Genomic DNA, 20,335 nt, shown 5'->3' with positions numbered 1-20,335 from the left:
GTGTCCGAAGGCGTCGCCAGCCGCATCCGCACCGCTCTCGACCGAGTCATCGATCCGGAGATCCGCAAACCGATCACCGAGCTCGACATGGTCGGTGGCATCGAAGTGGCGCACGACGGCGTCGCGGTCGTCGAGGTGAAGCTCACCATCGTCGGGTGCCCGGCCGCCGATACCATCGAGCGCGACGTCCGCGATGCGACGTTGGCCGTCGCCGGGGTCTCGAGCGTCGACGTCCGAGTTTCGGTCATGACGCGCGACGAGCGCGCGGCGCTCACCTCCAAGCTGCGCGGCGGCAAGGCGAAACGGGCCATGCCCTTCGGCCCCGACTCGCTGACCCGCGTCTACGCCGTGACGAGCGGCAAGGGCGGAGTGGGCAAGTCGACGGTCACGGCCAACCTGGCCGTGGCGCTCGCCGCCCGTGGACTCGCGGTCGGCATCGTCGACGCCGACGTCTACGGCTTCTCGATCCCGGGGCTGCTGGGGCTCGTCGATACCGCGGGCGCCAGCGTCAAGCCGACCCAGGTCGACGACATGATCCTTCCTCCCGTCGCCTACGGCGTGAAGGTCATTTCGATCGGCATGTTCGTCGACGACACCTCGACGGCGGTCGCCTGGCGCGGGCCGATGCTGCACCGGACAATCCAGCAGTTCCTCACCGACGTCTACTTCGGCGACCTCGACGTCCTGCTCCTCGACCTTCCGCCGGGAACCGGCGACGTCGCCATCTCTGTCGGCCAACTGCTGCCGAACGCAGAGGTTCTCGTCGTGACGACGCCGCAGGCTGCCGCGGCCGACGTCGCCGAGCGCTCCGGCCTGGTCGCGCGGCAGACCGGGCAGAAGCTCCTTGGGGTCGTCGAGAACATGGCCGGCCTCGTGCAGCCCGACGGCAGCGTGCTCGAGCTGTTCGGCTCCGGCGGCGGTGCCGAGACGGCTCGCCGGCTGTCGAAGGGGCAGGATGCTCGGGTCGAGCTCCTGGCGAGTGTTCCGCTGAGCCTGGGGTTGCGCCAGGGCGGCGACAGCGGTGTGCCGGTGGTCGTGGGAGCGCCCGCGGATCCTGCGGCCGTCGCCATCGAATCTCTGGCCTCGCGGCTCGCCGTACGCGAGCGCGGCCTCGCGGGCCGCAAGCTCGGCCTCAGCGTCGGCTGAACCCGTATAAGCGCAGTATCACTCAGACCCGCGGGTGCGAGGGCGCCCAGCGCGCGGGGACGGCACCTGATCGCTACGGTTTCGGATCCCGGTCCAGACGGCGTATCGCGCCAGGATGCTCGTGCCGAGACAACGAAGGCGACCACTCGCGGATGCGAGGGTCGCCGTGTGCTGACGCCGGCAGGAGCCGGCGACCGTCGACCCAGGGCCGACGGGGTGGTGCGCTCAGTCGAACGAGCGCGTGGGCTGACGGCGGTAGCCGTCACGGGCGGTGCTGACGAACGTGCCGACGATTGCGGCCGCGGCTGCGACCACGAGGACTCCGAGTCCGATGAACATGACTTCCTGTTTCTCTGCGGGTGAATTAGTGATATATCCAGTATGAGCGGCGCAAAAGACAAGCACAATCGATCTTTTCTTCGCCGACAGTGTAGTTTTGCTACATGGATGTGAAGCGTCTCGAGCTCCTGCGCGAGCTCTCCGAACGCGGCAGCATCGCGGCCGTGGCGAAGGCCACTCACCGCACGCCGTCGGCCGTGTCCCAGCAGCTCAAAGTCCTCGAGCGCGAAGCCGGCACGCGACTCACCGAACGCGTCGGCCGTGGCCTGGTGCTGACGGGATCGGGTCGCGTCCTGGCCCAGACGGCCACCGACGTCGCGGTCGCCCTCGAGCGCGCCCAGGCAGTCTGGGACGACTTCGTGGTTGCACCGCAAGGCGAAGTGACGTTGGCGGTGTTCCCCACGGCCGGCCAGATGCTGCTGCCGGGGCTGCTGCGCACCATCGGCGAGACGCCGGGTCTCGTCGTCCGGGCGACCGACCATGATCCTGCGACCCTCGGCTTCGCCGATCTCACCGGCGACTACGACGTCGTCGTGGCGCACTCCCCCGACGGCGCCCGGAGCTGGCGGGGCCGCGGGTTGACGACCGTGCCGCTGCTCCGCGAACCGCTCGACATCGCCCTGCCCGCCGACCACCGTCTCGCCGGGCGCGCCTCACTCGCTCTCGAAGACCTCGAGGGCGAGAGCTGGATCGGCGTTCCCGCCGGCTACCCGTACGACTGGGTCTACCGCGAGATCGAACGCAAGACGGGCACGTCGCCGCGGATCACGCAGCGTTTCAGCGACACGCGCATCACCGAGGCGCTCGTCGGCGCCGGGCTCGGCATCGCGGTCCTGCCGCGATTCACCTCGACCGGTGTTCGCGACGACATGGTCCTCCTGCCACTCGAGGGCATGCGAGCCGTGCGGCACCTCTCGGTGCTCCTGCGCCCCGACCGTGCCGAGCGGCCGTCCGTGCGCCGAGTCGTCGACGCGCTGCGAGCCGAGGCCTCACGCGTCGCCGCCGTGCACGGCACCGTATGAGAGCGAGAATCGCAGAGCTCAGGTGGCCTCGTTGTCGTACGGCGGCGATTCCCCCGCCGCGAGGGGAACGATCGGGCTGCGCTCGCGGGGCCCCGGGAGGCCGGCGGTCACCGCCGCGGCCGCAGCGGATGCGGAAGCCGGCGTCGAAATCGCCGTCGTCGGCTCTTCGAGGAGGGCGTCGCGGATGATCCGGCGCGGGTCGTATTGGCGAGGGTCGAGCTTCTGCCAGTCGACGTCGTTGAACTCCTCGCCCATCTCGTCGCGCATGCGGTCGCGGGCGGTGTCGGCCATGCCGCGAACGGCCTTGACCAACTGGGCGAGTTTCTGGGCATACACCGGCAACCTTGTCGGGCCCAGCAGCAATACCGCGATCAGCGCGATCACGAAGAGCTTGTCGAAGTTCTGGAACACGACAAGAGACTAACCCGTCCCGCCGCGAAGTGGGCTCTAGAGTTGACCGACAAGGAGTGACGAGTGCCACACAAAGAGTCCAGTTGGAAGTTCGCCGAAGAACTGGTCACCGAGAGCGACGCGATCGGTCTCGCCCGCCAGCACTCCCTCGAGGCCGGTGTCGAGACCATTTCTCCCGGCGTCGGCGCGCAGATCGCCGTGACAGCCGCGCTCCTGGGAGCCTCGAACATCATCGAGATCGGCACCGGTCTCGGCGTGTCCGGTCTTTCGCTCCTCGCCGGAGCACCGACCGCGACCCTCACGTCGATCGATGTCGAGGTCGACCACCAGCAGGCGGCCCGCGAGAGCTTCGCCCTCGCCGGCATCCCCGCGAATCGCGTACGCCTCATCGCCGGTCGTGCCTCCGACGTTCTGCCGCGCATGAACGAGAACTCGTACGACATCGTCCTGGTCGACGCCGACCCCGAGGGCGTGATCGAGTACGTCGAGCACGGGCTCCGGCTGGCGCGTACCGGAGGCGTCGTGCTCGTGGTGCACGCCCTGTGGAACGGTCGCGTCGCGAATCCGGCGGCGCGAGAAGCCATCACGACCGGCTACCGGTCGCTCCTGACCGAGGTGTCGACGTCCCCGGCCGTGATCAGCTCGCTGTCGACCGCGGGCGACGGGCTCCTGCAGCTCGTCAAGCGCTGAATTTCTTTCTGCCGCTGCGCGTTGCCCGGTCGGGTCCGAGCCTCTCGAACGGGTTAGAGCTTCTCGCGCGGGCCAGAGCCTGCCGCGCGGGCGAGAGCCTGCCGCGCGGGCCAGAGCAACTTGCGCGGGCCAGAGCCTCTCGCGCGGGCCAGAGCCTGCCGCGCGGGCCAGCGCCTCTCGCGCAAAACGCCCCACCACCGTGCTTACGCGCGGGGCGGGGCGTTTTTACTGCGGAAGCAGCGGGGCCGTCAGGAGGCTGCGGAAACGACGCCGGCGAGGGCGTCGTGCAACTCTTTGGCTTCGTCATCGTTGACCGAAACCACGAGGCGCCCTCCACCTTCGAGCGGAACCCGCACGATGATGAGCCGACCCTCCTTAACGGCCTCCATTGGTCCGTCGCCGGTTCTCGGCTTCATGGCTGCCATCAGATAGTCCCCTTTCGCGGAATGCTCACACCTATTATCCGTGATTTCTTCGCCAGCCCCTAAACGACCGTGATACGGAAGACGCGGCGCGTCGATCACGGCGGGGTCCAGTCGTAACCGTCGACCCACCAGCAGTAGTAGAGCCATACCCACTGGAGCAGGACAGCCACGACGACCAGCGCCACACGGAAGACCTTCGACCGCGGCACGGCGAGCGCGCCGAGCAATGGGAAGACGGGCATGAGAACGCGGAAGGTGCTCGACTGCGGAAAGAACACCGCCAACAGGTAGACGACGTAGGACGCCACCCAGAACCGCAGGTCGATCGGCAGCCGTCGAGCCCAGGGCGACACGAGGAAAAGCCCGAACAACACGATGGCGACGACGAGGAACACGATGCCCGACCCGCCGGGGAACCACCAGTTCGCCCCCTGCACCCACGACGTGAACGGCAGCAGCCTGCCGTACCCGATGTAGTCGGCCCGCCAGGACAGTTCGGTGGCGGTGTACGCGTCGAGGCGCCCGGTCGCGATGGCAGCGACGGCCGGCCACGCGAAACCCAGGATGGCCGTCGAGACGGCCACCACGGCCACTGTGACGCGATCGCGGACGGGAAACGGGTCTCGGCCGCGGGTCAGCCACCGGTGGCTCCAGTGGAGCGCCAGGGCGAGAGCGAAGGCGACGACGCCCGGCCGCGTGAACGAGGCGGCGGCGAGGACACCGAGCATCAGCCAGTAGCGCCGCTGCAGGAGCAGGAGCAGGCTCGCCGCGAGGAGGAGGAGGAACAGGGACTCGGCGTAGGCGACCTGCAGAAGCGGCGAAAGCGGTGCGACGCAGAACAGGACGACCCCGAAGAGCGCGGACCCCTCGGGCAGGAAGCGGCGCAGGATCTGGAAGAACACCAGAGCGGTGAGGGCAGCCGCCGCGACCGACACGACGACGGCCGTCGGCGCGAAGGGGGCGCCCGTCAACACCATGAGCCCTTTGACGATAACCGGGTAGACGGGCAGGAACGCCCATTGGTTCTGGGCCACGTGCCCGTCGGCCGTCAGCGGCAGCGTGCTCGAATAACCGATCTGGGCGACGATGAAGTACCACTGGCCGTCCCACATCTTGGCGAAGCTGGCGTAGTCGGGCCGGGCCACCGTCCAGGCATTGGTCGCCTGGACCCGGGCGAACCCGAGCAGGAGGGCTGTGCTGATCACGCGCGACAGAACGAAGATCGCGAGCACCCGTGCCCACCACGGAGTCAGGCGGTAGCGAAGCGCGAGGCTCTCCCGCCAATGTCTCGGCGTCGGCTCGCCGCCCAGGTGCTGAGCCGTGGGCCGTGTGATCAGGCCGTCAGCCACGCCCTGAGCCCTCGTTCGCACTCGGTGATCTGCTCGAGAGCGACGCGTTCGTCGTCTGCATGGGCCTTGATCGGGTCACCCGGACCGTAGTTGACCGCGGGGATACCGAGGCCGGCGAATCGGGCGACGTCGGTCCAGCCGTATTTGGGCTTGGCTTCGCCTCCGACGGCCGCCAGAAACTCTTGCGCGAGTGGGGCGTCGAGGCCCGGCCGGGCTCCTGAGCCAGGTCGACGATGGTGACGTCGAACTCGCCGAAGAGCTCGCGGATGTGGGCAACTGCTTCGTCGGTCGATCGACTGGGGGCGAATCGGTAGTTGACGTGGACCATGCACTCGTCGGGAATCACGTTCCCGGCGACGCCACCCGTGATGCCGACGGCGTTCAGCCCCTCGCGGTAGACGAGTCCGTCGACCTCGACCTGTCGCGCCTCGTAGGCCGCGAGGAGGTCGAGGATGGGAGCGGCCTTGTGGATGGCATTGTCGCCGATCCACGAACGAGCACTGTGCGAGCGGAGCCCGTAGGTGCGGATCTCAGCGCGGAGGTTGCCGTTGCAGCCGCCCTCGACGCTGGAATTGGAGGGCTCCATCAGGATCGCGAAGTCGCCGGCGAGGAGTTCGGGCTGCTGTCGCGCGAGGCGGCCGAGCCCGTTGAGGGCGTCGGAGACCTCTTCGTGGTCGTACCAGACCCAGGTGACGTCGACCGCGGGTTCGTCGAGCTCGACGGCGAGTTTGAGCGCCACGGCGCAGCCCGCCTTCATGTCGACGGTGCCGCGGCCCCAGAGGTAGTCGGTGCCGTCGATCGTCTCGAACCGGGTCGGGACGTTGTCGTTGATCGGCACGGTGTCGATGTGACCGGCGATCACGACTCGCTTCGCCCGGCCGAGGTTCGTCCTGGCCACCAAGGCGTCGCCGTCGCGGAACACATCGAGGTGGGCGGCGCCCCCGAGAACGCGCCAGATCTCGTCGGCGATGCGCTGTTCGTCTCCCGACACCGATTCGATGTCGCAGAGCTGCCGCGTGAGGTCGATCGAAGACACCGTGAGGTCGAGGGCTGGCATGCGACCAGCCTAGCCGGGGCCCTTTGCGGGATCTGAGTTGTCCACAGGGCCCTTCAGAGCCCGCGCGAGAGGGTCGCATCCCCCGATACGCTCGTTCCCATGAGTCACGACGACACCGCATCGACCGCCGCCAGGAGCTCCGCCGCCGGGGCCTCCGCCGCCTGGGGCTATGGTCTCGCCACCATCGCCGGCGACGGCAGCGTCCTCGACACCTGGTTCGCCGAGCCGCACCTCGGCTCGTTCCCGACCGATCGTGATCCTGCGATCGCCCCTTCCGACGTCGAAGAGCTGGCCGGCCGCGACGAGCGACGACAGGTTCGCCTCGAGCCGATCACGGTGCAGATCGACCTCACCGCTCCCCCGACGTCGACTCCCGACGCCTACCTCCGGCTGCACCTGCTGAGCCACCTCCTCGTCCGCCCCAACACCATCAATCTCGACGGCATCTTCGGGCACCTGCCCATCGTGGTCTGGACCAATGCCGGGCCCGTCCACCCCGACGATTTCGCACGGCTGCGGCCGGCGCTCCAGCGCGCCGGCATCACCACCACGGGCATCGACAAGTTCCCGCGAATGCTCGACTACGTCGTCCCCGACCGGGTACGGATCGCCGATGCGTCACGAGTACGGCTGGGCGCCTATCTGGCCCCGGGCACCACGGTGATGCACGAGGGGTTCGTCAACTTCAACGCGGGAACGCTCGGCTCGTCCATGGTCGAGGGGCGAGTGTCGCAGGGCGTCGTCGTCGGCCACGGCTCCGACATCGGGGGCGGCGCCTCGATTATGGGCACGCTCTCGGGCGGCGGCACGCAACGCGTCTCGATCGGCGAGAGGGCGCTTCTCGGCGCGAACTCGGGTATCGGTATCTCGATCGGCGACGACACCGTCGTCGAGGCAGGCCTCTACGTCACCGCCGGCACGAAGGTCGTCGTCGTCGGGTCGGCTCACGACTCGAACGGAAAATCGCAGACGGTGAAGGCCGTCGAGCTCTCCGGCAAGCCCGGCTTGCTCTTCCGCCGCAACTCCCTCACCGGCGCCGTCGAAGTGCTCACGCGCAAGGGCACGGGCATCCAGCTCAACGAAGCGCTGCACGCCTGACCGCGGCGGCGGGTGCGGCGTGCCGGCGCCGGGCGCCGGCGGCGGGCGGCGGGCGGCGGGCGGCGGGCGGCGCGTGCCGCGTGCCGAATGGCGCGTGCCTGCCGACGGCGCAGTGTGCCCCTAGGCGACTGCCGCATGCCCGGTGGCTGGTGCCCGCTCGCGGATGCGGCGCGTCCGCAGGCGGCTGCCGGATGCCGGCCCGGAGTGCCGCATACCGGCCCGGGGTGCCGCGTGGCGGGCACCTGCCGCCGCGCGGCGGGTGGCGCGTGGCGCGTGGCGGGTGGCGCGTGCCGGCAGCCACGTGCCGCGTGGCGGGGGCCTGCCGCGACGTACCGCGTGCCGGGTGGCGGGCTCGCCGCGGCCTGCACCGCCCCGCCGCCGCGCTCGGCACCACAGCAGCGCGCGGCACCACGAAACACCGCAGGCCGCGGCTCCTGGCGAGAGGAGTGGCGCGGCCTGCGGCGTCGTCCAGCCTACCGCCGTCCGACACGACGCGAAAACAGGCGCTTTTCGGCGGGACAGGCGATCTAGATGACCTGTTTTGCGTAAAAGCGCCTGTTCGTGAGCCAGGGGCGCGAGCTAGTGGTCGGTGGGCCAGTCGCGAGCGGGTGAACCGACGTACAGCTGCTGGGGGCGACCGATCTTGGTGGCCTTGTCGAGGTTCATCTCGCGCCAGTGGGCGATCCAGCCCGGCAGGCGCCCGATGGCGAACAGCACCGTGAACATGCGCGGCGGGAATCCCATGGCCTTGTAGATGATGCCGGTGTAGAAGTCGACGTTCGGGTACAGGCGCCGCGAGATGAAGTACTCGTCGCTCAGGGCGACCTGCTCGAGTTCGAGGGCGATGTCGAGCAGTTCGTCTTTCACGCCGAGGGCGGCGAGCACCTCGTCGGCGCTCTCCTTGACGAGCTTGGCGCGCGGGTCGTAGTTCTTGTAGACCCGGTGCCCGAAGCCCATCAGCTTCACACCCTCTTCTTTGTTCTTGACGCGCTCCACGAACCGGGCGACGCCCTGACCGGAGTCTCGGATATCGGCGAGCATCTTCAGCACCGCTTCGTTGGCGCCGCCGTGCAGCGGGCCGTAGAGCGCGGAGATCCCGGCCGAGATCGACGAGTACATGTTCGCCTCGGTCGAGCCGACGAGTCGCACGGTCGACGTCGACGCGTTCTGCTCGTGGTCTTCGTGCAGGATCAGGAGGCGCTCGAGAGCCTTGGAGAGCACCGGGTTCACGACGTACGGCTCGGCCATCGTGCCGAAGTTCAGCTTGAGGAAGTTGTCGACGAAGCTGAGCGAGTTGTCGGGGTAGAGGAACGCCTGGCCGAGGCTCTTCTTGTGCGCGTAAGCCGCGATCACAGGGAGTTTGGCCAGCAGGCGGATGGTCTGGAGCTCGATCTGCTCGGGATCGTGGACGTCCGTCGTGTCTTCGTAGAAGGTCGACAGGGCGCCGACGGCCGACGACAGCACCGACATGGGGTGAGCTGTGGCGGGCAACGCGTCGAAGAACCGCCTGAGGTCTTCATGGAGCAGCGTGTGACGGCGGATGCGCTCGTCGAACGAGGCCAGCTCATCTGCCGTCGGAAGCTCGCCGTAGATGAGCAGCCACGCCGTCTCGAGGAAGGTCGAGTTCGCTGCCACCTGTTCGATCGGGTAGCCCCGGTAGCGCAGGATGCCCTGGTCGCCGTCGATGTAGGTGATCGCGCTCTTCGTCGCCGCCGTGTTCACGAAGCCGGTGTCGAGGGTCGAATACCCCGTCTGCTTCATGAACGTCGAGATATCGACGCTCGAAGCGCCGTCGGTCGACGGGACGATGGGGAACTCAGCGGTTTCGCCCGCGATGTGCAAGCTCGCCGTCTGCAGCGTGGCCTTCTGGGCGTCGTTGGCAGTGTCAGTCACTCGACCAGCCTAATAGTCCTCGGGCGTTTGCCGTCACGCGCCCGCGAAGACCCTCTCGAAGGCGAGCCGTCACGCGCCCGCGAAGACCCTCTCGAAGGCGAGCCGTCACGCGCCCGCGAAGACCTGCCTCGCCGGCGAGCGTCACGCCCCCAAGACGCCCCGCAAAGACGCCCCCGCGAAGCGGCCCCTACGAGGAGAGGCGCCGCACTGCCGCGTCGATCCGCTCGTCGGTGCTCGTCAGCGCCAGCCGGACGTGCTCTGCCCCGTCGGCGCCGTAGAAGGTGCCGGGGGCTGCCAGGATGCCGCACTCGGCGAGCCACTCGAGGGTCGTCCAGGCGTCTTCGCCGCGCGTGGCCCAGAGGTAGAGGCCGGCCTCACTGCGATCGATGCGGAATCCGGCGCCCTCGAGGGCGGCCGCGAGGCGGGCGCGACGCGCGCGGTAGAGCTTTTTCTGCGCCACGACGTGGGCTTCGTCGCCGAGCGCCGTGACCATGGCCTGTTGCACGGGGGCCGGCGGCATGAGACCGGCGTGCTTGCGGACGGCCAGGAGCTGGCCGATCACCTCGGAGCATCCGGCGACGAATCCGGCGCGGTACCCGGCGAGGTTCGACTGCTTCGAGAGCGAATACACCGACACGACACCGTGGCGACTGTCGCCGATGACGCGCGGGTCGAGGATGCAGGGCGTCGCGACGCCGTCGTACGACGGCGACCAGCCGAGTTCGGCGTAGCACTCGTCGCCCGCGATGACGGCTCCGAGTTCGCGCGCGCGATCGACCGCCGCCTTCAGCGAGGTGTACGAGAGCACGCTGCCGTCGGGGTTGCCCGGGCTGTTGAGCCAGACGAGCTTGGTGGACGCGGGCCATTCGGCCGGGTCGTCGGAGGCGAGGGCGGTGGCTCCGACCAGGGCGGCGCCGAGTTCGTAGGTCGGGTAGGCGTTGCGCGGGTACACCACCGTGTCGCCCGGCCCGATACCGAGCCACAGGGCCATACCGGCGATGAGCTCCTTGGAGCCGATCGTCGGGAGCACGTTCGCGTCGGTGAGGCCGGTCACACCACGGCGACGCTCGTACCACTCGATGATCGCCTGCCGGAGGGCCGGGGTGCCGGCGACCTGGGGGTAGGAGTGGGCGTCGGTCGCGTCACGGAGCGCGTCACGGATGATCGGCGGCGTCGGGTCGACGGGCGAGCCGACGGAGAGGTCGACGATGCCCCCTCGTGAGATCGAGCGGTCGCCGTGACCGCTGCCAGGCTGTCCCAGGGGAAGTCGGGCAGGTCGAGTGCCATCGTCGCCTAGTGGGCCGCGGCCTGCGGGGGCAGTGCGGCGATGATCGGGTGGTCTTTCGGGATCACGCCGACCTTGGCGGCCCCGCCGGGCGAGCCCACCTCGTCGAAGAACTCGACGTTGGCCTTGTAGTAGTCGGCCCACTTGTCGGGCAGGTCGTCTTCGTAATAGATCGCCTCGACGGGACAGACCGGCTCGCACGCACCGCAGTCGACGCACTCGTCGGGGTGGATGTAGAGCGAGCGTTCACCCTCGTAGATGCAGTCGACCGGGCATTCGTCGATGCAGGCGCGGTCTTTGACATCGACACAGGGAAGGGCGATCACATACGTCACGGGCTAAATCTGTTCCTTCGCATCGGGCGCGTCTGGGTCGCGCGGCGAGGCTTTCATCCTATCGCTCCCCCGCTGGGGCAATCGTGGCCACGCGAGCACGATGACCGCGATCACGGTCGGTCCGAAGGTCCACGCGTAGCCGGCGAGGTTCGCAGGGATCAGCGCCGACCCGCCGGATCCCGGGAGCGACAGGATCGCGACGGCCCCGAGGAGGCCGATGGCGGCGACGATCCCGACGAGGCGGGAGCCGAACAGCAGGCGGAAGCCGACGAGCAGGGCCACGACCAGCAGCAGGGAGAGCGCCGCCCCGAGCGGGAAGCCGCCCGCCGAGTCTTGGTGGGACACGGTCCCGATGGCGCCGAAGAGACCGCCGGCGACGAGGGCGAGGACGTAGGTGACGATCTTGCCGCTCGCACCGAGCTCGTCGAGGCCCGGGGCGACGGGAGCCGTGTCCCGGGACGGCTCGGGGACGTGCCGGAACGTCTCGACCACGGTCACCGGCTCCACGGCGCCGTGCGGGTACTCGAGGGCGGGCCCCCAGCGGTCTGGAGCACGCGGATCTGCGAGCGGTACGCCTCGAGGGCACGCACTTTGCGTTCGAAGACCGGCTTGCCGTCGACGACGACGTCCGCGTCGGCCAGGGCGGCCTCGGGGTGTGCCGACCCGCCGGTGATGGCGAAGAACGGGACGCCGGCCAGGCGCGCCGTGCGGAGCGTCGCGCGATTGACGCGCACGTGGTCGGGGTGCCCGTAGCCGCCGTCGCTGTCGTAGCTGACGATCGCGTCGGGCCGGATGTCGGCCACGACGGCCGCGAGGTCGGAGACGATCTCGCCGAACTCGGCGTTACAGAGGGCTGCGGGATGCAGGTCGACCACGGGCACGGGCGAACCGTCAGGGCCCCATTCCATGCCCGAGTCGCGATAGGGACGAGGGAGGAGCCCGGTCGTCCTGGCATCCTGCGCCCCCAGGAAACGGTGGTCGGCGACGCCGAGCTCGCGCATTGCTCGGGCGATCTCGCTCTCGCGGTGAACGGCAAGGGCGGCAGGATCTCCGCGCAGCGCGGCCAGGTCGTCGGGCATCACTTCGCCGAGTTCTCCGCGCGTGCAGGTCACGACGGTGACGCGGGCGCCCGCCGAGACCAGGGTGGCGAGGGTCGCCCCGGTGAAGATGGTCTCGTCGTCGGGGTGCGCGTGCACGACCAGCACTCTCTCGAGATCGCGCGGAAGCGTGGAGTCGGTGCGGCGTGCGGCGGCGTCGGGGAAAGACATCACAAGCAAGAATAGGCGAGCCCGGCGCGGCGAACCTCCGGAAGCGCCCAGGGGAATCAGAAGAGCGGGTTGCCTCGGCCTCGGTCGATGTCGCGCTGCATGCGCTGCAGGGCTTCCGCGGATTCGCGGTCGCCCATCGCCCGGTAGTCGGCCTCTCGCTGACGGCGTCCGGCATAGCCCTGCGAGTTGCCGAGGAAGACCGCCCCGACCACGACGACGACCACGATTCCGAGTACCACCAGCATGTCAGTGCCTCCTGCGCGGCACTCTACGCGCACAGACGCGAAACGCCCCCGGCTCGTCGAGCCGGGGGCGTCTTCACGAAGGCGTCAGCGCTACGCGTTCTGCTTCTTGAGACGAGCGGTGCTGCGCTGGCGGGCCGAGGCGTCGAGCTCGACCTTGCGGATGCGGATCGCGTCGGGGGTGACCTCGACGCACTCGTCGTCACCGGCGAATTCGAGCGCCTCTTCGAGCGAGAGGACGCGCGACGGCGTCATCGACTCGAAGTTGTCGGCGGTCGACTGACGCATGTTGGTCAGCTTCTTCTCCTTGGTGATGTTGACGTCCATGTCGTCGGCTCGCGAGTTCTCGCCCACGACCATGCCCTCGTAGACCTCTTCGGTGGGCTGCACGAAGAAGGTCATGCGCTCTTGGAGGTTGATGATGGCGAACGGAGTGACCACACCGGTGCGGTCGGCGATGATCGAACCGTTGGTCCGGGTCGAGATCTCGCCGGCCCAGGAGTCGTAGCCGTGGCTGATGCCGTTGGCGATGCCGGTTCCGCGGGTGTCGGTGAGGAACTGCGTGCGGAAGCCGATGAGGCCGCGCGCGGGGACGATGAACTCCATGCGCACCCAGCCCGAGCCGTGGTTCGCCATGTTCTCCATGCGCCCCTTGCGGGCCGCCATGAGCTGCGTGATGGCACCGAGGTACTCGTCGGGCACGTCGATGGTCATGTGCTCGAAAGGCTCTTGGAGCTTGCCGTCGACGCGACGCGTCACGACCTGGGGCTTGCCGACGGTGAGCTCGAAGCCCTCGCGGCGCATCTGCTCGACCAGGATGGCCAGGGCGAGCTCGCCGCGACCCTGGACCTCCCACGCGTCGGGGCGCCCGATGTCGACGACCTTGAGCGAGACGTTACCGACGAGCTCGCGGTCGAGGCGGTCTTTGACCATGCGGGCGGTGAGCTTGTGGCCCTTGACCTTGCCGATGATGGGCGAGGTGTTGGTGCCGATGGTCATCGAGATGGCCGGGTCGTCGACCGTGATGGTGGGCAGCGGGCGGACATCGTCGGGGTCGGAGAGCGTCTCACCGATGGTGATCGTGTCGAAACCGGCGACGGCGACGATGTCGCCGGGGCCGGCGCTCTCGGCCGGGTAGCGCGACAGGGCCTTCGTGATCAGGAGCTCGGTGATCTTGGCGTTCTGGACGGAGCCGTCGGACTTGACCCAGGCGACGGTCTGGCCCTTCTTCAGCGTGCCGTGGAAGACGCGCAGGAGGGCGAGACGACCGAGGAACGGCGACGCGTCGAGGTTCGTGACGTGAGCCTGGAGCGGGTGCTCGTCGTCGTAGGTCGGAGCTGGGACGTGCTTGAGGATCGCGTCGAACAGCGGCTCGAGGTCGTCGTTGTCGGGCAGGGTGCCGTTCTCGGGCTTGTTGGTCGAGGCAGCGCCGTTACGGCCGGAGGCGTAGACGACGGGCACGTCGAGGATCGCGTCGAGATCGAGGTCTTCGACCTCGTCGGCCAGGTCGGAGGCCAGACCGAGCAGCAGGTCTTGCGACTCGGCGACGACCTCGTCGATGCGCGCGTCGGGGCGATCGGTCTTGTTGACCAGCAGGATCACGGGCAGCTTGGCCGCGAGGGCCTTGCGGAGGACGAAGCGGGTCTGCGGCAGCGGACCCTCCGACGCGTCGACGAGCAGGACGACGCCGTCGACCATGGACAGGCCGCGCTCGACCTCGCCACCGAAGTCGGCGTGGCCCGGGGTGTCAATCACGTTGATGGTGATCGGACCGTCCGTCGCGTGCTCGCCGTTGTAGAGCACCGCGGTGTTCTTCGCGAGGATCGTGATGCCCTTTTCGCGCTCGAGCTCGTTGCTGTCCATCATGCGGTCTTCGGTGTCGAAGTGCGCGTCGAAGCTGTTGGTCTGCTTGAGCATCGCGTCGACGAGCGTCGTCTTGCCGTGGTCGACGTGGGCAACGATTGCCACGTTGCGCAGGTCACTGCGAATGGCAGTCGCCATAGTTATACGTCCTTCAGGAGAGGGGGATGGGAGAAAGTCTCGATGGGGGCGACCATGGCCCCGACCTCAAGAGTCTACCCGGAGACGGGTGAACAGCGGGATTCGTCCTCTCAGGGCGTAGAAGCAGCCCCGCGGGGCGGACCCTGCGGGGCTGTTTCGTGGCTACGCTCCGAAAGCGCTGTGCTTGTCTGCTTTCAATCCGTCGCTACGCTCCGAATTGAAAGTTCGCCCCGGGGATCGCCTCGAGCAGATCGCGCGTGTACGCCTGCTCCGGGTTGCTGAACACCTCGTCGGTGGTGGCCCGCTCGACGACCTTGCCCTTCTGCATCACGCACACGTTGTCGGCGACCAGCCGGACGACGGCGAGGTCGTGGGTGATGAAGAGGTACGTGAGGCCGAGTTCGGACTGCAGGTCGGTCAGCAGGTTCAGGATCTGCCCCTGGACCAGCACGTCGAGCGCTGAGACCGCCTCGTCGAGGACGATGACGTCGGGCTTCAGAGCCAGAGCGCGCGCGACGGCGATGCGCTGACGCTGACCGCCGGACAATTCGTTCGGATACCGGTTGATGGTCGAGACCGGCAGCGAGACCTGCTCGAGCAACTCGCGCACGCGCGCCTGCCGACTCGCCCGATCGCCGATGTTGTGCGTGGTGAGCGGTTCGGCGATCGTGTTGCCGACGCTGTACATCGGGTCGAGGGAGCCGTAGGGGTCTTGGAAGACCGGCTGCACTCGACGCCGGAAGTCGAACAGCTCGCGGCCCTTGAGGGCGCCGATGGATTGTCCGTCGACCGCCACGGTGCCCGAGGTGATCGATTCGAGCTGAAGGACCAGCTTGGCGACCGTCGACTTGCCCGACCCGGACTCGCCCACCAGCGCCATCGTGGTGCCGCGCGGGATCTCGAACGAGACGTCGTCGACGGCCTTCAGCTCGAGCGACTTGAAGCCGCCCTGGCGGATGTTGTAGACCTTCGTCAGGTTCTCGACCTTGATGAAGTCTTTCGCCTTGCTGGCGGCGGCCTCGCGCTCGTGGGCCTGCTCGATGCGAAGGGCGTCGTCCGAGCCGACGTCGGACACGGTGACACCGTGAGTGACGCTGGGGCTGATCTGCGACTGGATCCTGCGACTCGCGAGGCTCGGTGCTGCAGCGACGAGGCGCTGCGTATACGGGTGCTGCGGGTTCGCGAGGATCTCTTGCGAGGGCCCCGACTCGACGACGCGGCCCTTGTACATGACGACGAGCTTCTCGGCGCGCTCGGCGGCGAGCCCGAGGTCGTGGGTGATGAAGAGCACCGAGGTTCCGTAGTCGCGGGTGAGCGTCTCGAGGTGATCGAGGATGCGACGCTGCACGGTCACGTCGAGAGCCGAGGTCGGCTCGTCGGCGATGAGCAGCTTCGGTCGCGACGAAAGCCCGATGCCGATCAGGACGCGCTGGCGCATACCGCCGGAGAACTGGTGCGGGTACTGCTTGAGGCGCTTGTCGGCGTCGGAGAGCCCGGCGTCTTTCAGCACCTGGATGGCGTGCGCCCTGACCTCCTTGCGGCCCGTGGCGACGCGGTTGGCGCGAATCGTCTCTTCGACCTGCCAGCCGATGCTGAGCACCGGATCGAGGTTCGACATCGGGTCTTGCGGAACGTAGCCGATCTCGCGGCCCCGGATGTCGGACAGCTCGGCCTTCGGCAGCGTGACCAGATTCTTGCCGTCGAACCAGATCTCGCCCGACGTGACTTTGCCCGTACCGGGAAGGAGATCGATGATCGACGTCGCCGTGGTCGACTTGCCCGAGCCGGATTCGCCGACGATTGCGAGGGTCTCACCCTGCCCGAGCGAGAGGTCGACGCCGCGAACGGCCTCGACGTACCCGTTCTGCGTCTTGAAGCCGATGTTCAGGCCCTTGATCTCGAGGAGGGGCTTGCCCTTCTGCGCCTCGAAATTCGTGGTCGTGCTGGTTTCGGTGGTGGTGGTCATCGGCGGGCCCTCGCCTTCGGGTCGAGCGCGTCGCGGACGACGTCACCCATCATCAGGAACGAGAGAACGGTGATGCTCAGGGCGACGGCCGGCCAGAGCAGCGGCAGGGGCGCGGTGCGCAGGTAGGTCTGCGCGCTGCTGATGTCGTTACCCCAGGAGATGGTCGTTCCGGGGAGGCCGATGCCGAGGAAGGACAGCGTCGACTCGGCGACGATGAAGGTTCCCAGCGACACGGTCGCGATCACGATCACCGGGTTGATGGCATTGGGGACGACGTGACGGATCAGGATGCGGAATCGGGAGACCCCCAGCGCCGTGGACGCCATCACGTAGTCGGTCGCAGCCGCCGAGATGACGGCACCGCGCATCTGCCGAGCGACCTGCGGCCACGCGAAGATGGCCAGGATCACCGCGACGGTCAGCGGCGTGCGGTTGGGGATCGTCGTCATGATCACGATCGCCCCGAGGACGGTCGGGATCGAGAAGAAGATGTCCCCGATGCGAGACACGACCGCGTCGAGCCAGCCGCCGTAGTACCCGGCCAGGGCGCCGATGATGATGCCGATGACGGTGCAGATGAGCGTCGCGAGGATACCGACCGTGAGCGAGGCCCGGGCACCGACGATGAGTCGCGCGTAGACGTCCTGGCCCTGGTAGGTGAAGCCCATGATGTGGCCGGCCCGCGGAGAGCCGTTGCTGTTGTTCAGGTTGGCGGACGTGGCGCTGACGTGGTTGAAGACACCGGGGAAGATCGCCACGGCGATGATCAGCAGGATCAGGACGCCGGAGATCCAGAACAGAGGCCGGGAACGCATGCTCTCCCAGGCGTCGGTCCAGCTGCTTCGAGGCTTCTCGCTCTCGTCGACGGCGTCGACGGCCCGGATCGGCGTCTCTTCGAGGTCCGCGACGAAGTGGTCGGCGGACAGCTGACTGGGGCTACTTGGCATAACGGATCCTGGGGTCGAGGAGGGCGTACAGGAGGTCGACGAGCAGGTTCGCCAGCATGAAGATGATGACCATGATCGCGACGAAGGCGACGACGGTCGGCCCCTGCCCGAGCTGGATCGCCTTGTACACGGTGCCACCCACGCCCTGGATGTTGAAGATTCCCTCGGTCACGATCGCACCGACCATGAGCGAGCCGATGTCGACACCGAGGTAGGTGACGACCGGTACCAGCGAGTTGCGCAGGATGTGAACGTAGATCACGCGACGGCGCGGGAGGCCCTTGGCGGTGGCCGTGCGGACGAAGTCGGCGTTCATGGTCTCGGCCACCGACGAACGGGTGAGCCGCACGATGTACGCGAACGAGACGGTGGCCAGCACGATGGCGGGCAGGACCAGCTCGTGCCAGGGAGCAGCAGCGCTCACCGTCGTGGAGAACAGCCCCCATTTGACACCGAAGAAGTACTGGAGCAGGAAGCCGATGACGAACGTCGGCACCGAGATGAGCAGGAGGCTCACGACGAGGGCGCTGTTGTCGAAGATCTTGCCGCGGCGAAGGCCGGACACGAGGCCGACCAGGATGCCGGCGACGGCCTCGAACAGGAGGGCGAGCATCGAGAGCCGGAACGTGATCGGGAAGGCCTGCTTGAGCTGGTCGATCACGGGGATGCCCGAGAAGGTGGTGCCCAGGTTGCCCTGGAAGAGGTGCCCGATCCAGATCAGGTACTGGACGATGAAGGGCTTGTCGAGGTTGAACTGCGCCCGGACCTGAGCGATCACCTCGGGGCTGGGCTGCTTGTCGCCGTAGAGAGCAGCCACCGGGTCGCCGGGGAGGGCGAACACCATGAAGTAGATGAGGAGCGTGGCCCCGAAGAAGACGGGGATGAGCTGGAGGAGGCGCCGGCTGGCGTACCAGACCATCAGGCCACCTCTCGGTTCTGCGAAAACATACTGGTCGCAATCATGATTCAGATAGGGAACTCACCAAAAGGTCCGGGGTGAAACCCACCCCGGACCTTTCAGTTTTGTATCAAGTGAGGTTACGCGAAGTTACTACTTCTTCGAAACCTCGAAGTACAGCGGAACCGAATCCCACCCGAACTTGACGTTGTCGACCTTGGTGCTCCAGACGCCGGTGACGTTCGAGTACCACAGCGGAATGGCCGGCAGGTCTTTCAGGAGCAGCTCCTGAGCGCTCTGGTAGACCTTGTTGGCCGCCGCGACGGTGGTCTTGGCCGAACCCTCGGTCATGTAGTTGTCGAACTCCTTGCTCGTGTACTGACCGTAGTTCGAGCCCTGTCCGGTGCCGTACAGCGGAGCCAGGAAGTCGTACAGCGACGGGTAGTCGGCCTGCCAACCGGAGCGGAAGGCGCCGGTCATCTTGTGAGCCGACTCGTCGGCGAGGAGAGCCGAGAAGATCGGGTACGACTTGCCCTCGGCCTTGATGCCGAGCGTGGAGGAGATGCTGTTCGCAACCGCGTCGACCCAGGTCTTGTGGTCGCCGTCAGCGTTGTAGGAGATGCTGAAGGTGCCGCTGTAGGGCGAGATCGCGTTGGCTTCGGCCCAGAGCTTCTTGGCCTTGGTCTTGTTGTAGGTCAGGACGTCGTTGCCCTTGAGGCTGCCCGAGTAACCGTCGATCGTCGGCGACGTGAAGTCTTTCGCCGGGGTGCGCGTGCCCTGGAAGATGACCTTGGTCACCTGGGCGCGGTTGATCGCGAGCGAGATGGCCTCGCGGCGCAGCTTGCCTTCTTTGTCTTCACCGAAGTGAGCGAGGTAGCTGGGGATCGTCACCGACTGGAAGATCGCCGCCGCCTGGTTGGCGTTGGTGTTCGGGAAGTCCGACTTGTAGGTCGCGAAGTCGGAAGCCGGAACGGCGTCGAGGATGTCGAGGTTGCCCGACTGGACGTCGGCGTAGGCGGCCTCGGTCGTGGTGTAGAACTTGATGTCCAGACCACCGTTGACCGGCTTGCGCTTGCCCTTGTAGTCCTTGTTGGTCACGAGGTTGATGCCCACGTTGTGGGTCCACGCCGTGGCCGACTTGAGCTTGTACGGGCCGTTGCCGACGGGGTTCTGGCCGAACGCCTTCGTGTCCTTGTAGAAGGACGCGGGCAGCGGGTAGAACGCCGAGTAGCCGAGGCTCAGGGGGAAGTCGGCCTGGGGAGCGGTGAGCGCGACCTTGAACTCGGTCGGGCTGACGACGGTCAGGTCGAGGTCGGAGTCTTTCGCGGCGTCGAAGCCCTTGAAGTTGGAAAAGAAGTAGCCGGCGCTCTGGGCGTTGGAGAACTTGGCCGCCCAGTCCCAGGCCTTGGTGAACGACTCAGCAGTCACGGCGGTGCCGTCGGTGAACTTCCAGCCGCTGTTGAGCTTGATGTCCCAGTTCTGCTGGTCGGACGACTTGATGCTCTTCGCGACCTCGTTGACCGTGGCACCCTTGGCGTCGTAGCTGACCAGACCTTCGAAGATGGAGGTGACGATCTTGCCGCCGCCGGTCTCGGTGGTGTTGGACGGGATCAGCGGGTTCTGCGGCTCGCTGCCGTTCGTCGAGATGACCGCGGACGTGTCGCCTGCTGCGGCCGACTTCGTGGGGCTCGTGCTGCTCGACGAGCTGCAGCCCGCGAGGACGACGCTGGCCGCTCCCACGATCGCAATGGCGCCGAAGAGCGGGCGCAGCCGCTTACCAGTGATTTTCACTGAATGTTCCTCCTGTGGAATGTGACGCACAGCGGCACCCTGCTGAAGGCAGGACGATCCGCTCTGGATAAGAAGACCATAAGGAACGCGTTGCGAAACGCCAAACCACGGGCGAAAGCGTTACGACTTGGAAACACGCCGAGCAAATTCGTTGCGAGATTGATTGCTTTTG

17 protein-coding genes and 2 pseudogenes are annotated in these 20,335 nt (G+C 67.6%); 4 read left to right on the top strand and 15 right to left on the bottom strand.

Features of this window, described 5'->3' with window-relative positions:
- Both QUE79_RS10065 and QUE79_RS10060 read left to right on the top strand, forming a co-directional pair.
- The gene (locus QUE79_RS10065; protein WP_286346687.1) at positions 1 to 1,146 is read left to right on the top strand and encodes an Mrp/NBP35 family ATP-binding protein; all 1,146 of its coding nucleotides are present in this window, start codon (positions 1 to 3) and stop codon (positions 1,144 to 1,146) included.
- 443 nt (positions 1,147 to 1,589) lie between these two features.
- The gene (locus QUE79_RS10060; protein ID WP_286346539.1) at positions 1,590 to 2,507 is read left to right on the top strand and encodes a LysR family transcriptional regulator; all 918 of its coding nucleotides are present in this window, start codon (positions 1,590 to 1,592) and stop codon (positions 2,505 to 2,507) included.
- An 18-nt stretch (positions 2,508 to 2,525) separates the two neighbouring features.
- Here the strand turns inward: QUE79_RS10060 and QUE79_RS10055 are convergent, their stop codons facing one another.
- The gene (locus QUE79_RS10055; protein ID WP_286346538.1) at positions 2,526 to 2,918 is read right to left on the bottom strand and encodes a twin-arginine translocase TatA/TatE family subunit; all 393 of its coding nucleotides are present in this window, start codon (positions 2,916 to 2,918) and stop codon (positions 2,526 to 2,528) included.
- A 63-nt stretch (positions 2,919 to 2,981) separates the two neighbouring features.
- On the opposite strand from QUE79_RS10055, the gene QUE79_RS10050 reads away from it, so the two are divergent.
- On the top strand, positions 2,982 to 3,608 hold the full coding sequence (locus tag QUE79_RS10050; RefSeq protein WP_286346537.1) for an O-methyltransferase: 627 nt from the start codon (positions 2,982 to 2,984) through the stop codon (positions 3,606 to 3,608).
- 248 nt (positions 3,609 to 3,856) lie between these two features.
- Here the strand turns inward: QUE79_RS10050 and QUE79_RS10045 are convergent, their stop codons facing one another.
- The 3 genes and pseudogenes from QUE79_RS10045 to dapE all read right to left on the bottom strand — a co-directional run bounded on the left by QUE79_RS10045 (position 3,857) and on the right by dapE (position 6,439).
- Entirely contained in the window at positions 3,857 to 4,033 is a 177-nt protein-coding gene (locus tag QUE79_RS10045) for a DUF3117 domain-containing protein (RefSeq protein WP_119868011.1), read from the bottom strand.
- Between the two features lie 95 nt (positions 4,034 to 4,128).
- Positions 4,129 to 5,382 (bottom strand): hypothetical protein, encoded by a 1,254-nt coding sequence (locus QUE79_RS10040; protein ID WP_286346536.1) that lies wholly within the window; start codon positions 5,380 to 5,382, stop codon positions 4,129 to 4,131.
- Positions 5,367 to 6,439: pseudogene (gene dapE, locus QUE79_RS10035) on the bottom strand (succinyl-diaminopimelate desuccinylase). Before dapE ends, QUE79_RS10040 begins: the two are co-directional and overlap by 16 nt.
- A 99-nt stretch (positions 6,440 to 6,538) precedes the next feature.
- On the opposite strand from dapE, the gene dapD reads away from it, so the two are divergent.
- Complete coding sequence (dapD, locus tag QUE79_RS10030; RefSeq protein ID WP_286346535.1) at positions 6,539 to 7,537, top strand: 2,3,4,5-tetrahydropyridine-2,6-dicarboxylate N-succinyltransferase; 999 nt, start codon at positions 6,539 to 6,541, stop codon at positions 7,535 to 7,537.
- Positions 7,538 to 8,116: 579 nt separating this feature from the next.
- Here the strand turns inward: dapD and QUE79_RS10025 are convergent.
- The 11 genes and pseudogenes from QUE79_RS10025 to QUE79_RS09975 all read right to left on the bottom strand — a co-directional run bounded on the left by QUE79_RS10025 (position 8,117) and on the right by QUE79_RS09975 (position 20,163).
- Complete coding sequence (locus QUE79_RS10025) at positions 8,117 to 9,430, bottom strand: citrate synthase (protein WP_434011046.1); 1,314 nt, start codon at positions 9,428 to 9,430, stop codon at positions 8,117 to 8,119.
- A gap of 187 nt (positions 9,431 to 9,617) precedes the next feature.
- A pseudogene (gene dapC, locus QUE79_RS10020) lies at positions 9,618 to 10,717 on the bottom strand (succinyldiaminopimelate transaminase).
- A gap of 6 nt (positions 10,718 to 10,723) precedes the next feature.
- Entirely contained in the window at positions 10,724 to 11,050 is a 327-nt protein-coding gene (gene fdxA, locus QUE79_RS10015; RefSeq protein ID WP_286346534.1) for a ferredoxin, read from the bottom strand.
- A 3-nt stretch (positions 11,051 to 11,053) separates the two neighbouring features.
- Positions 11,054 to 11,548 (bottom strand): DUF6113 family protein, encoded by a 495-nt coding sequence (locus QUE79_RS10010; protein WP_286346533.1) that lies wholly within the window; start codon positions 11,546 to 11,548, stop codon positions 11,054 to 11,056.
- Positions 11,545 to 12,318, bottom strand: coding sequence for a PIG-L family deacetylase (locus QUE79_RS10005; RefSeq protein ID WP_286346532.1), 774 nt, complete (start codon positions 12,316 to 12,318; stop codon positions 11,545 to 11,547). The genes QUE79_RS10010 and QUE79_RS10005 overlap by 4 nt, the downstream gene beginning before the upstream one ends.
- Before the next feature lie 56 nt (positions 12,319 to 12,374).
- Positions 12,375 to 12,563, bottom strand: a complete 189-nt coding sequence (locus QUE79_RS10000) for a hypothetical protein (protein ID WP_286346531.1) — start codon at positions 12,561 to 12,563, stop codon at positions 12,375 to 12,377.
- Positions 12,564 to 12,653: 90 nt separating this feature from the next.
- A complete protein-coding gene (typA, locus tag QUE79_RS09995) occupies positions 12,654 to 14,561 on the bottom strand; it encodes a translational GTPase TypA (RefSeq protein WP_286346530.1) in 1,908 nt (635 codons plus the stop codon).
- A 205-nt stretch (positions 14,562 to 14,766) separates the two neighbouring features.
- Entirely contained in the window at positions 14,767 to 16,527 is a 1,761-nt protein-coding gene (locus QUE79_RS09990; RefSeq protein WP_286346529.1) for a dipeptide ABC transporter ATP-binding protein, read from the bottom strand.
- Positions 16,524 to 17,474 (bottom strand): ABC transporter permease, encoded by a 951-nt coding sequence (locus QUE79_RS09985; protein WP_286346528.1) that lies wholly within the window; start codon positions 17,472 to 17,474, stop codon positions 16,524 to 16,526. The genes QUE79_RS09990 and QUE79_RS09985 overlap by 4 nt, the downstream gene beginning before the upstream one ends.
- Positions 17,464 to 18,393 carry an ABC transporter permease gene (locus tag QUE79_RS09980; protein WP_286346527.1) on the bottom strand — a complete coding sequence of 310 codons (930 nt, stop codon included), beginning with the start codon at positions 18,391 to 18,393 and terminating at the stop codon, positions 17,464 to 17,466. The genes QUE79_RS09985 and QUE79_RS09980 overlap by 11 nt, the downstream gene beginning before the upstream one ends.
- Before the next feature lie 132 nt (positions 18,394 to 18,525).
- The gene (locus QUE79_RS09975) at positions 18,526 to 20,163 is read right to left on the bottom strand and encodes a peptide ABC transporter substrate-binding protein (protein ID WP_286346526.1); all 1,638 of its coding nucleotides are present in this window, start codon (positions 20,161 to 20,163) and stop codon (positions 18,526 to 18,528) included.
- Positions 20,164 to 20,335 lie beyond the last annotated feature (172 nt).

This window comes from Frondihabitans sucicola (assembly GCF_030296615.1).
In the GTDB taxonomy this organism is placed as follows: domain Bacteria; phylum Actinomycetota; class Actinomycetes; order Actinomycetales; family Microbacteriaceae; genus Frondihabitans; species Frondihabitans sucicola.
Note: the sequence above shows the minus strand (reverse complement) of the source record. Positions and strands in the feature narration are given on the sequence as shown.